This is a genomic window from Bifidobacterium callitrichidarum (genome assembly GCF_003129905.1).
Classification (GTDB): domain Bacteria; phylum Actinomycetota; class Actinomycetes; order Actinomycetales; family Bifidobacteriaceae; genus Bifidobacterium; species Bifidobacterium callitrichidarum.
This window is the reverse complement of the sequence record NZ_QFFM01000033.1, coordinates 21,977-33,632: the sequence shown is the minus strand read 5'-3', so window position 1 is coordinate 33,632 and position 11,656 is coordinate 21,977. Positions and strand designations below refer to the sequence as shown.

The following is an 11,656-nucleotide window of genomic DNA, read 5'->3' as shown; positions in this document are numbered from 1 at the left end:
CTTCTATATACATCCCGCCGTTACGGTGTGGCGGGGGTTATTAATACTATATGGGAGTAGGGCTGACGGGTGCCACAGCGGGTGTGGCAGCGGTGTGGCAGGTGTGGCACTCAAATGTGAAGGAACTGTGAACTGCCACGGCGTAACATCGGTGCCACACCCGGTGTGGCAGACGAAACACCTACTCCCACAAGGGATTAGAGGCTACTGCCACACCGCCACACCGGAATGCAAGTAAATCGACCCGACGTCATCATCGCAACCTGTTTTACATGCAAACCGGTGTGGCGGTGTGGCAACACCCCGAAAACCCAATCAGGAGTAGGGCTAACAGGTGCCACACCCGGTGTGGCAGACGTGTGGCGGGTGTGGCACCCACAAAAACACTTGTACGACACTGCAGTAACGCCACACCGCAACAGCGAACATCGACATGAAAAACCGAACATGAAAAAAGGAGGCATCGGATTGCCCGATGCCTCCTTTTCGGAGAACTTATGTCTGATTAACGCCAGTGTCCGCCTTCAGTATACTTGCCATCTTTGGTTCGGTTCGGAACCCATATACCCTTATCCGCTACGGGACGTGGCGGCTCTATGAGCTCTTCTTCGATTTCCAATTGGTTCATGATCTTGAGGGCGGTTTCCTTTCCGTCATCGTCATGTTCGGATAAGTATTCGCGTATGAGATTTATGGACTTCTTCATTTGGTCGCGTTCAGCATCATCCAGTGGACTATTGAAAGCGTCCGACCAGGCGTTCCAGCACTCGTCCTTATCGTCTCCTGTTGCATCGGCGAGTATGTCACCTTGCCGATTGGTTACGGTAAAACGATCGATAGAATCATCTATCGCAATCGTATATACATTGTCTTCGAGGGCTTCAACTGTCGTATCGTGAGCTTCAATGGGTGTCCACCGGGCGTATTTTCCCGCAGCCAAGCTTCCGTAATATCTGGAAAGCATGCCTATTCGGCTTAATGCAGGGGGAGTGGCCACTATTATCGCGTGAGTACTGCGTCCGATGCTTTTCGCGTATTTGGATTCGTTGAGAACCGTGTCAGCGTTTCTCCAAGTACCTTCGATGAGTGTCGAATAGTTGTTGTCGTCTGCATACCTGACGCACATGCCTGTCCATAATCCTGCGGCGTGTGCCGTCCTGATTGGCATTTCCTTGGGATGATTCAGTAGCTCCAGATAGTCGGGATAGAACTGTCGATAATCGTCTCCGACAATGGGTATCAAACCGGGGTGGAGCCGTGTGGCTATTTCTTGGCCGGAAGTTTTTCCTGCGGCCGGCTGTCCTCCGAGAAAGACGGTCGCAGGATTGTTCGATTTCGGTTGTCCGTGGAAAACCACTGGTTTGATTCTTTGGAACCAGCGTTGTTTCAGATATTCGTCACTGTACTCCATTGAGTTCGGCCTCCAGTGCAGCTCGGCGCGTATCCCATTCCTTGATGAGCCTGATTTGGGATTCCCTATCAGACTTCAGGACGTGCTCCCTGTCTTTATTCAGTTGGATGTGCTGCTGCTGGATTTCGTGGAACTTGACGGGGTTGTTCTCGTACTTGTCTTCCAGTGCGGAATAGACGCCGCCGAGTTCGGTGCCGGTTTCGTAGAAGACTTCATAGAGCGTGAAGTCGTCGTAGTTTTCGAGCTGGGTCATTTGTTCTCCTCCTATTCCGTGTGGACAATTACAGTATATATATTTACTGGTTAAGACACGCCGTAAGCAGCGCGTTTACATGGCGAAACAACCATTTTTAGGCAAACGATGTTTGGAAATTCAAACCCATGGCCTTGGCGAGTTTCTGCATGGTAAGAATCGAAGGGGAAGCGTTCCCGTGCTCGATTCGGAGAATGGTGGTCTTGGCTACTCCACTCTTCTTGGAAAGACTATCAAGGCTAAGCCCGGACTTGGCTCGGGCGTCATTGAGCTGCATGCCAACAACCATTCTGGCCATTTCTTCATTGACCTGCTCTTCCAATGACGGGTCTTCTTTTATCATCTGGGCATAAAGATCGTCGAAACTCTTAGTGGGCATGATTATTCTCCTTGTACCGTTTCATTATTTCGCGTGCTCGATTAATCTCCGACTTGGGTGTCTTTTGAGTTTTCTTAGTGAATCCGTGGGTGATGATGCATAAGTCGCCTTGAGCAAAGAAGAAAGGGCCTCTTTGAATGTTGTTGCCAAATCGTGATCTGATTTCCCATATCTCGTCGTCTATCTTCTTAACCCATTCCTTTCTTAAGGCGATTTGAAGGCCGTACTGTTCAATGTTGTGTATGGTGGCAAGTAGTTTGATCTTGTCTTTCGGGGGTAGCTTTCTAATCCATTCCTCAAACTGCGAAGAATGGTCGCCTTCCGTGTAGTAATCAAATCTCACCATAAGATATATGGTAGCGTATTCGCTACCGGTTTTCAATGGAGATTCAGCAAAAGACGAGTATTTCCACCAACCCATCGACCTCTACACTTAGCCCCAGTAAAAGCCAAACCAGGCAGAAGGACACGTCAATATGAACTCCAAAAAGATCATCGCCATCATCGCCGCGATCGTCCTGGTGGCTGGTCTCGCCACCGGCTGGGTGATGTGGCGACGTCATGTGACCGGGAATGAGAAGGATACGGAGCAGTCGCAGACGGTGGATAAGAAGAAGCCGTCGAAGAAAACCGAAACACAGTCTGAAACCGACAAGCAGAACACCGAAGCCGGCAAGCCAACCCAAACCGATCGCGCGGCCTTGGAACTGGCCATCCAGTATGAGAAGAACGCGCGCGACTGGGGAACCGATTCGACTGTGAACCCGGCTACCTATGCGCAACAGGATGCCGCGGCAGTAGTCGCAGCGTTGCGAACTCCCGCCTTGGGGGATAATCCTCTCACCGCATTGATCTCATTCAAGCCGGACAAGGATGCGGGCCCCACCGTTGTAAGCATTCCCTGCCAGCGTGGTTATCAGACGTCCTGTTCGACACAGTTGACCATGGGTGACTGGTGGAACAAGGAAGCCTTGGGTACCGGAACCCGTTGGGTTAAAGGGCCGGTCGCGAAGGTCGAAGGCGATAATATTCGCGTCACCGGAACCGTCCGGTCGATACTCGTGCAGGACACCGACACGTATGGGGCGGGGGATTACAGTGCCATCACCCCAGCCTGGAAGAATTACGAGGTCAACGACCTACTGACGATCCGTGACAACAAGGTCGCATCCGTCAAACATGAAACCTCGGACCCATGGTGGATAGACCCATGGATGCAGGAATGGGACGACACCATGGCCAACAATCTGACCACGGCAACCCGATACGCTATCCCCGTCAAAGGCCAGCCTGACATGGGCTTGTCCCACTATGGTGAAAGCCCATTACTGGGAGCTCCCCAAACCGGCGGGGATGATGGCGTCGACTGGAGTGCCTGGAAGGATCTGAAGATTCCAGCAGGCGGTGGTTCCGCCGGTCAACCGGCCAGCCAGTGTCAGAATCCGCTTCCTGACGGTAGTTGTCCGTCGTCATTCTGATACGCGCTTGGATATGGAAGAACCTCCCAACTTTGGGAGGTTCTTCCATATATAGAGGGGTTACGGTCAGCTCTTCATATGCCACGACTTCTTCCAGAAGAATCCCGTACCGCCGGACGCAAGGAACTGGTCCTTCGTCAGCCAACGAGTGTTGTACGTGTTCCATGATCCAGCAGCAACACCAGGACGAGTGAAGTTACCCTCACTGATCATGATCTTCCAGCCGGAGGGGTCCTTCTCCACCTTCTCCACGAACGCCACGTGGTTGTTTCCGTTGCCCCAGAAGCTCACGCCGGCACCCGGTCGCGGAGCTGTGGAAGTATCCCAGTCAGGTTGCCCCTGAGCCCAGTTATACAACTCTCCGCCGTTAGCCGTGAACGGGTTCTGAATATCGCCATCATGCACCAGCCAACTGCGGGCAAGCCAATACCAGTAGCACTGATAATCACCGGACCAGGAAATCTTCGGTACACCGTAATCACCGGGGCTGCAGATCTTCAGCTTGGTTTTGCACATCCAACCGAAGTTATCGGTCTTCGTCGGAGCATCTCCTAGACCGCCGTACACGGCGTTGCCATCATCGTCACTGCTGGAATTACTGCAGGTGGTCGTGGAACCGCCGCTGGATGATGAGCCTGAATCACCGCCGGCTGTCGCCCCGTCGCCGGGGGCTTTCGGCGGTTCGCGATCGTACTTGACTTTGCTGGACGGCAACCATTCCTTTTTGCCGACCTTTTTGATAGCGGCCTTGATCTCGTTGTAGAAGTTCGTCCACTTCGCCACATAATCCGGGTCGGTCGCGTAACCGGCGGCTTTGATGGCGGTAATGTACTTGATCGGGTCTCGACGGTTCTCCTCTTGCAATGCCTGCCAGTAGCGGCTGTTGCTGGTGATGAACTCACCGTACCCGTCGAAACCTGCCGCGTCGCTATCGTATGCGGCGAATGATGCGGAGGTATCAAGGTATGGGCCGCTGGGGCCGGATTCCCACATAGGAACCTGGACAGTTGGCTGACCATCCTTCCACGCGCGGATACCGAAATAGTTGTGGCCTGGGGCTGAGGAACCGTATCCGGATTCGAAGGCTCCTTGGGTGAGGATTGCCTCCCATGGGATACCGTATTTCTTTCCCGTGTCGTATGCGTATTGACCGAAGTCCTTCACCCATTGTTCGACCGTACGGGTCGGCGCAGTGGCCGCATCACCACTACCGCCACCATCACTGCTACCACCACTGCTGGAACTTCCTCCGCAACTATCACTGGTCGCCGTGGCTTCGCCTGCGACGCCACCTATGGAACTGACCATGGTGGACACCATGACCGTACTTGACAACATGAGGAAACCGGGCATGCCGAGGAACAGGATCAACGCGACCGCTATTTTCCCTGCGGGGGTTTTCCAGAATGCTTTATGTGAATCCGAGGACATGTGTGACCTCCTTCGGGATACGCTTTCTTCCGCTCTTGCGCTCCCTAAAGGGGTCCTGTCTGAGATTTGGTCCGTCTTCCATTATGCCGGTTATTTTTGGTTGGAGAAAGCGTTGTGCCCCATTCTCCCTTGGAGAGAACGGGGCACAACAGGCCAACACAATATACAGGTCAGATCAATGATTCAGCCATCGGAGCCGCAGCTTCCTCGGCCTTATCCTTCAACTCCTGCTCATACTGGGATGACAATTCCGAATACGGTTCGAACGGCAGATTCGTGATGATGTCATAATCATGCTTCAACAAATCCACGTTCTCAGGCATCTTATCCGCCAACGGCTGCCAGTCATCCGGGTTCACGCCCCACGCCTGCTCCAGCATTTCGAACGCAGGCTGCTCCTCCTCCCACGCGAGGGAAGCGAACTGGGCGATACGAGCCAAGTTGATTTCACGAATGATAGGAGCCACATCCTTCGACCATTCCTCAGCCGCAGCCCACACGTCATCCGCGATCTCGAACTCCCCCTCCACGCCATACGTGTACACGCTGCCGTCATAATCCTCAGCCAGCATGCCGGCCGTCACATACATGGTGATCAACGTCAACACGTACACATCCAACTGTTCCGGATCAGTCAACGGATGGTTCGCCGGCGCATGCAGCAACGGGTATTTCAACACATCCTCATTGGCGAACTTCTCCGAACCATCCAACACGAAGAACGGGAGACTCACCACCGGGCTGAACAGGATACGACTCTCAGCCGGCGAACCATCCGCCGTCTGAATCATATTCCGCGCGGCACCCGTCATACGCTGAATATACTTGCTCGGACGCTCCAACAACAGTGGAAGCGTGGAACCAAACCCCTCGAATCTGAGGGGTTTCTGCTCCGGTTTCACCGTCACATCCTTCGCCGCATGCAGCAAATCCGCGGACGGCGTCGACGTATCATCATCAGTCGAATTGTCAATGAACTGACGCCTCGACCCGAACATATTGTTATAACCCATATCGGGTCCTCACTTCCCGAACCTACCGGTTCTGCTCTTGCTGCTGTTGCTGCATCAAACGCTTCTTACGCTCCTCACGGGCGATAACATCCGTAGCCGTAGTGGAGATCTCCTGCAACAGTTTAGGCGGAATCCATATCTCGACAGGCACAGGCAATTGTCCGTTATCCTCGAAATATCCGACCGCGCCACGAATCGTTTCCTTCGGATTGTTTGGATTCTTCAAACGCTGCAAGCTCGACCAGTTCGGAGCACCATTATCCTTCACCGGCGGTAACGGCATGCGGCTACGAATATGACCATCCGAATCATCAACCGAGAACAGTTTCAACGCGGCCTTGGCCACGGAAGCCGAACCACCGTCAGCCTCGGAATCATCCAAGCTCAACAACAGGCCACGGCTGATAGCACCCGTCAAACCAGCGTCAATGAACTCATCCACCTTCTGTGAAGCCAACACAGGAGTGAAACGCTGGGAACGAGCCAGACGACCCCACTGTTGGACGACCGTACCCGAATCGGCACCCAAGGCCACCCACGCCTCATCGAGAATCACCATACCATCACGGCCACGCACAGCGGCACCGGCCCCCAACACGGTCATACGCAACACCCAACGTTGAATACGACCGGTCACGGTTCCTTCTGAACCTTCGGCAGGCACGATGGAACGCTTACCAGCCTTGATCAACGTCAACGCCTGGGACACCTTCAACGGTTTCACATCCTGGGTCGTGCCGACGATGATACGCAGGAACTGGTTGGAGCGGAGCAGTCGCATGACCTGATCACGCACTTGTTCCGTGTTCGGAGGCAGTACCTTGGCTTCCGCACCTCCACGTTTGAACGCCTGATACGCGGTTTCGATGGCGACACCACAACATTTGGCCCCGGCCTTAATACCGAAGTCAAGCATGGCGGTCACGGAAATCTCCATATCCGCATCCTTGCCACCGGGGGAGAAGATGTTGGACAGCATGATAGCCGCCATTTCCTTCGCCTCTTCCGGATTCTGCAACACGTTCAACGGGTCGAACGTACCGTTAGCAATATCCGAATCCATTGAATACACGGTTCCACCACGGGCGATCACAGGCTCGGAGAAGTCGGAATCCTCCTTAGGATCAATGAAGATCACAGGCGTCTTACCCTTACCGGAACGCGAATCGATCTTCATCCACTGGAACGCCAACGACAGCAAGGTCATCGTGTTATGCGTCGGAACATAGTCTTCGATTAGATAGGTATGGTCCGGACTGTCTACGGTGATGCAACGGGCTGGCTCATCTGCAATGGGCTTGATGTCCTTGATATAGAGCCACTGTTGGGTTTCTCGTAGTTCCGTTGGGAGCTTGTCCCTCTTACGCTTCAGGGCAAAGACTGGGATGTCAGTGGTGAATGTGATTCTCAGACGATCTTGCGTACTGATTCGTTCATCTCCGACAGTGTATCCGGCTTCGCTTTGACTGTATTCATGCACCACGATTCCCAAAGATCGAAGCAGACGGATAACGCCTCGGATAATCTCCTTATGATCGAGGCTCTGGCAGAACTCGATACTGCCTAGCTTGTTGTCGATGCTGCCGTCTTGATCAATCAACCCTCGGACCAGTTCAAGACGCTGTTCGATATCCGCGAAGAAATACTGTTCCGGAATGAACTTGTGGTCGTACACTCCGATTTTCTTCAGGTCAGTGATGAAGCCCTGCGCTGAAAAAGCGTATATGTTCGTCAGACGATGGCAGGGGTATCCCTTTGCTTCGAACCTCTTCATGAGGTATTCGAGGTCACCATTGTAAGGATTAGAAGCAATCGTGCCTGTTTTGATGGTTCCATCTGCCAGCCATGCTCCGAGAAGGTATGGGTCGACTGGAAGTGCGAGATGCCTATTCTGGACAGGCTTAGGCACGTGAATAGCCCATTCGGCTTGACCGCCAAATGAGGCAGGTCGGGTAATTCCCTGTGCAAGCATTTCGCGGGTGGACACTACCTGTTCCTCATAATCCGTGTTGGGCTCGTCATCCCAATAACGTTGGAGCAGTCTGATTGAAATAGCAATGAGCGCGCCACGCACGTTGAAAGTGATCAGAGAGCGTTGTCCGCTTCTGTCTGGCATGACACGGGTGTTCTCATCCCAGTAGGAAATCGGTTCAAAACCAGCCTTTTTAAGCATGGTAGAGAAGGCGCCGTGGTTCTTCGGCGCCATATCTCCGAGCATGGCGATGATATCGGAATCGCTGATTCCCCTATCGAACTCATCATTCAGATGAGCGCGTAGCCTATCCGCCTTGATCTGAGCCTGCTTGCGCCACCTCTTGTCATGTGTCGCCACATAGTCGAAGTGTTCCACAAGATATGTCAGAGCGGTCTTCGGGTCGTATCGCATGCAGTTCTGCTTGTGAGTGTATGCGGTGCCGCTGCTCTGTTTGAATTCGTCGCGAACCTCGGTTTGACCGCTAAAGTCCATGAGGTGAAGAGAGGCTCTGACCCATCGTTCGGGGTCTGCCTTTCCCAGCCATTTGCCGATGATCGGCTTTACGACTTCGCCTAGTTCTTTTGAGGTCATGGTCTGGTCTACCGGATAGGTCTGGGAAAGGTCCTGTAGCTTTTCAGAGATTTCCGTAAGTTCGTTGTAGCGGCTTATGGCCGTCAGATGGTGTTGGCTGCGGTTCTTGTTGCGGTCGGTGAAGCTGCTAACGGTCCATAGGTGGTCTCCGGATGCCTTGATTTTCTGTCCGTCGCTGAGTGTGACCTCGTAGATGTCTTTGTTGATGATGGGGTGCAGCTCTTTTACCTCCGCAGGCTTGCCGTCGCGGCCGTAGACGAAGTCGCCTTTTTCCAAGTCGCCAAATCGGATGACTTGTCCATGCGGGTATTTACTCTGAGGAGGTACCGGCAAATGTGAAGATATTGCATTAGCTTTGCCCGAGCCTGTCGAGCCCGCAATAACCATGAAGGGCTTTTTGTCTTCATCCTGAACGGTGGTCGTACCGATATACACCGGCTGACGATTCGCCTCGGAAAAACCAAGCAAAGCACCCGTCTTATCGCCGGCCACAGCCATACTGCTCACACCACCACCGGCAACGCAGGGGGCTGACCACTGCAACTCGTACGGGGTCATACGAATCGGTGAACACGGTTGCATGCTCTTGAAACCGTTCAACTGCTCGTTAGCGGTATTCATGTTCACGAACTCGACGCCCGGCACCGCGGCCAAAGCATCCAATGCGATCTTCTTCTTACCGGCCACGCAGGCGGCGACGCTCAGATCGATCAGCGTCGGCGGCATATTCTCGTTCTTGTAGATGTTGCGCTTGTACTCAAGCTTGTCCATGATCTCCTCCATGTCACCTGTCGCTTCGCGACCGTGACGGTGACGATCCCTTACGGTTTCGTCGATTGTCTTGCGGTTCCTGCGGATCTGGTCCGCGGTGACCGCTGCGGGTTCGACCACTCCTCTGATGCTGACGCCCACCGTGTTAGCTCCACCTGCTTCGGCGACTTCGAGCATTCTCGCGATCCACTGGTTGGATGCGTCGGCAACCTTGTTGCCTTGGAAGTCGCTGGACCTTGCGAAGCAGATGGTGGCTGGATACTCGTTGTCGAGGTTCCAGTCGTCGCACGGTTTTCCGTCGTCATAGAATTTTTTGGCCTGTTTGGCGGTGTCGACGCTGCCGAACAGGTGTATGTGGTCGTTTTCGGGTAGGACACCGAGGGCGCTCATGCTGTTGTCGGCCACCCACCAGCTTTTCATCATGGACAGGGTTTCGTTGAATTTGTTGTTGTCCATGCGGGTGAATGGTTCGAGGCCGGCGTTGAGCATGATGGTCTCGATGGTGTGCGCGTCGTCTAGGTATTCTTCGAAGGTTGGTTGGCCGTTGGCGATGGAGTAGGCGAGTCGGTCGATGGAGGTGAAGGCTCGTTCCAGGAGTCTCGGGTGGCGGGTTTTTCCTGCGGTGAGGCTTCCGGTGTGGAGTGGTACTCCGATGACGGCGAATTGTCGTTGGACTCGTTGGCTTTGGTATGCCTGGTTTTGCCAGTTGCCGAGGTCGGTTCCTCTCATTTTCGGTGCGGTCTGGTAGGGGACTGGGATTGCGCCGGAGAGGAGGTGGAAGGCTCGGTATTGGCTTTTGAGCATGTAGCGGTATTTCATGCCGCTGACGGTGACTTGGCCGGCTAGGCCGTCGAAGAATGCCATGAGTTGTGCGCAGACTTGGCTGCGTTTGTTGTTGTTGGCTCCGTCTGTGAGGGCTGCGCTGGGTGGGATTTTTGCGTAGAGCCAGACGGTGCGGTCGGGGGTGACTGCGCGGAGGAGTCCGTAGCGGGTGTCTGGGCTGATGAAGGATTCGGTTTGTTGGGTTGATTCATTGGTGTTGGCCATGCTTTCGAGGTTATTGGTTTCAATCTGATGTTTTGTACACGCTTATTTCAGTTTGGGCTGGTTGGGGTTGGTTTTCAAATTTTCGGCGTGTCGCGCAAACCATATGGATATACTGAAGACGTCCACACAAAAAGGGTTGAAAAACCCAAAACACAGAGCCCGCCAACCAAGGAGAGAGACCATGCACGTACAGGAACTCATCGACCAGCTCGAACAACTCAAAACCCAGTACGGCAACACCACCGTCATCGTCAACGCCGGAGACCCCGACTACTACGACACCATCACCGGAATCACCAATACACTCGTAGACTCCGAAGACGGCATCTCCCACACCAGCGAAAACAACCCCAACGCGGAAAAGGCCATCTGCATCAGCCTCCAGTAAAAAACACCCCAGACCCCGCACATGGTCAACTACGCCAACGACAACCATCCCGCAACCAAGGACCAGATCAACCTCATCCTCCGGTTAGCCCGATGCGACAGTCTCGACCAAATCGAAAACATCCCCAACTGCCCATGGAAATGCCAGAACCTCACACTACTTGAGAAAACCGGCTTCCTCGACAGCCACCGCGCCGGTCAAATGATCGAAGCGCTCATCCCATGGAACAACACACACTAAGGAAACCAACGAAGTGAACACCACACTCGACAACCAACCCATCTGGAGCCGGTACGCCTACGACGTGGACCGGGACATCAAATTCCAGCAAAACCAGCTCATCTACAAGCAGTACACGGACACTGTGGACCGCGTCTACAGCAGCATCGACGCCGAAAACACCATCCGCGAACACCCCGACCACACGGTCATCAGCATCCTCGGCAGTGATTCGGACCTCACCAAATACCGTATCTTCCACAACCCGCAGAATCTGACCGTCGAACAGCTCGCACTCATCTGCGACAGGGGAGACCTCCGCTTCGGATACCACGGCGACACCGAATACATCACCATCCGAAACAACTAAACACCTCTAGTAAGAAGAATCCGAAATGGCACGACACAAGGCAACACACACCAAAACCGGCTCGCAATGGACCCCGGCCCGTATCACGGCAATCCCCGTAGCCGTGGTCCTACTGCTCATCGGATACTTGTGGTTCGCTCCGGCGAGCATCATCCCCATCCCCATGCAGGAACAATCCTGCGTCGTCACGGATGGCGGCACTCTTAGGGTGCATACGACGAAATGCGGCACCCTTTACGTTCGCGGCCACGTCGATTTGGAAGCGTGGGCGCATTACAAGGTCAAGACCACCGGCAATCTCGCCTGGTCTTTCGAAAAGGAAAGCTAAAA

General features: G+C 53.9%; 12 protein-coding genes. 5 read left to right on the top strand and 7 right to left on the bottom strand.

Features of this window, described 5'->3' with window-relative positions; translation table 11 throughout:
• Positions 1–505: 505 nt before the first annotated feature.
• The 4 genes from DF196_RS11980 to DF196_RS11965 all read right to left on the bottom strand — a co-directional run bounded on the left by DF196_RS11980 (position 506) and on the right by DF196_RS11965 (position 2,389).
• Positions 506–1,411, bottom strand: coding sequence for a zeta toxin family protein (locus DF196_RS11980; protein WP_109058037.1), 906 nt, complete (start codon positions 1,409–1,411; stop codon positions 506–508).
• A complete protein-coding gene (locus tag DF196_RS11975; RefSeq protein ID WP_109058036.1) occupies positions 1,398–1,664 on the bottom strand; it encodes a hypothetical protein in 267 nt (88 codons plus the stop codon). Before DF196_RS11975 ends, DF196_RS11980 begins: the two co-directional genes overlap by 14 nt.
• A gap of 97 nt (positions 1,665–1,761) precedes the next feature.
• Positions 1,762–2,043, bottom strand: coding sequence for a helix-turn-helix domain-containing protein (locus DF196_RS11970; RefSeq protein ID WP_109058035.1), 282 nt, complete (start codon positions 2,041–2,043; stop codon positions 1,762–1,764).
• Positions 2,033–2,389 (bottom strand): type II toxin-antitoxin system RelE/ParE family toxin, encoded by a 357-nt coding sequence (locus tag DF196_RS11965; protein ID WP_109058034.1) that lies wholly within the window; start codon positions 2,387–2,389, stop codon positions 2,033–2,035. The genes DF196_RS11970 and DF196_RS11965 overlap by 11 nt, the downstream gene beginning before the upstream one ends.
• A gap of 130 nt (positions 2,390–2,519) precedes the next feature.
• Here DF196_RS11965 and DF196_RS11960 point away from each other — a divergent pair, with 130 nt between their 5' ends.
• Entirely contained in the window at positions 2,520–3,521 is a 1,002-nt protein-coding gene (locus tag DF196_RS11960) for a hypothetical protein (protein WP_109058033.1), read from the top strand.
• Between the two features lie 66 nt (positions 3,522–3,587).
• On the opposite strand, the gene DF196_RS11955 is transcribed toward DF196_RS11960, so the two are convergent.
• The 3 genes from DF196_RS11955 to DF196_RS11945 all read right to left on the bottom strand — a co-directional run bounded on the left by DF196_RS11955 (position 3,588) and on the right by DF196_RS11945 (position 10,349).
• Entirely contained in the window at positions 3,588–4,952 is a 1,365-nt protein-coding gene (locus tag DF196_RS11955) for a glucosaminidase domain-containing protein (protein WP_109058032.1), read from the bottom strand.
• A 170-nt stretch (positions 4,953–5,122) separates the two neighbouring features.
• The gene (locus DF196_RS11950; protein WP_109058031.1) at positions 5,123–5,965 is read right to left on the bottom strand and encodes a hypothetical protein; all 843 of its coding nucleotides are present in this window, start codon (positions 5,963–5,965) and stop codon (positions 5,123–5,125) included.
• A gap of 22 nt (positions 5,966–5,987) precedes the next feature.
• A complete protein-coding gene (locus DF196_RS11945; protein ID WP_109058030.1) occupies positions 5,988–10,349 on the bottom strand; it encodes an LAGLIDADG family homing endonuclease in 4,362 nt (1,453 codons plus the stop codon).
• Positions 10,350–10,530: 181 nt separating this feature from the next.
• Here DF196_RS11945 and DF196_RS11940 point away from each other — a divergent pair, with 181 nt between their 5' ends.
• The 4 genes from DF196_RS11940 to DF196_RS11925 are packed head-to-tail and all read left to right on the top strand — an operon-like array spanning position 10,531 to position 11,654.
• Positions 10,531–10,737, top strand: coding sequence for a hypothetical protein (locus DF196_RS11940; RefSeq protein ID WP_109058029.1), 207 nt, complete (start codon positions 10,531–10,533; stop codon positions 10,735–10,737).
• 21 nt (positions 10,738–10,758) lie between these two features.
• Positions 10,759–10,977: a hypothetical protein gene (locus tag DF196_RS11935; protein WP_109058028.1), complete on the top strand. Its 219-nt coding sequence runs from the start codon at positions 10,759–10,761 to the stop codon at positions 10,975–10,977.
• A 13-nt stretch (positions 10,978–10,990) separates the two neighbouring features.
• Positions 10,991–11,326, top strand: a complete 336-nt coding sequence (locus DF196_RS11930) for a hypothetical protein (protein WP_109058027.1) — start codon at positions 10,991–10,993, stop codon at positions 11,324–11,326.
• Positions 11,327–11,351: 25 nt separating this feature from the next.
• Positions 11,352–11,654 carry a hypothetical protein gene (locus DF196_RS11925; RefSeq protein ID WP_109058026.1) on the top strand — a complete coding sequence of 101 codons (303 nt, stop codon included), beginning with the start codon at positions 11,352–11,354 and terminating at the stop codon, positions 11,652–11,654.
• Positions 11,655–11,656 lie beyond the last annotated feature (2 nt).